This is a genomic window from Mesorhizobium sp. M8A.F.Ca.ET.165.01.1.1 (genome assembly GCF_004792065.1).
In the GTDB taxonomy this organism is placed as follows: domain Bacteria; phylum Pseudomonadota; class Alphaproteobacteria; order Rhizobiales; family Rhizobiaceae; genus Mesorhizobium.
The window spans coordinates 1-318 of record NZ_SRTH01000178.1 but is presented as its reverse complement, the minus strand read 5'-3'; the positions used below and the strand labels follow the sequence as shown (position 1 = coordinate 318).

The window sequence follows — 318 nt, the reverse complement described above, 5'->3', positions numbered from 1 at the left end:
CCGCAGTTCTGCACCATGCAATACGAACCGGTCTGCGCACGGCGCGGCGGCGACCGCCAGACCTTCGCCAATGCCTGCCTGGCGGAGCGGGCAGGCTATCGCATCGTGCGCGACCGTCCTTGCCGGGAGGGCGCAGGTGGCGAGCAGACCTTCTGCACCCGCGAATACGCGCCGGTCTGCGCCAGGCGTCACGGCGAGGTTCGCACCTTCCCCAATGCATGCGAGGCCCGCGCGGCGGACTATCGCATCATCGGCGAAGGGCCGTGCTAGGGAGGAGGGGTTGGCGGTCCGCTTTGCGTGCAATCCTTCGGAACGGCA

The 318-nt window shown here is 68.9% G+C and carries 1 protein-coding gene; it reads left to right on the top strand.

The features are described from left to right. Positions 1-270: Kazal-type serine protease inhibitor domain-containing protein (locus EN808_RS35640; RefSeq protein WP_281041870.1), on the top strand; the 270-nt coding region annotated here is incomplete at its 5' end. Positions 271-318: the final 48 nt, after the last annotated feature.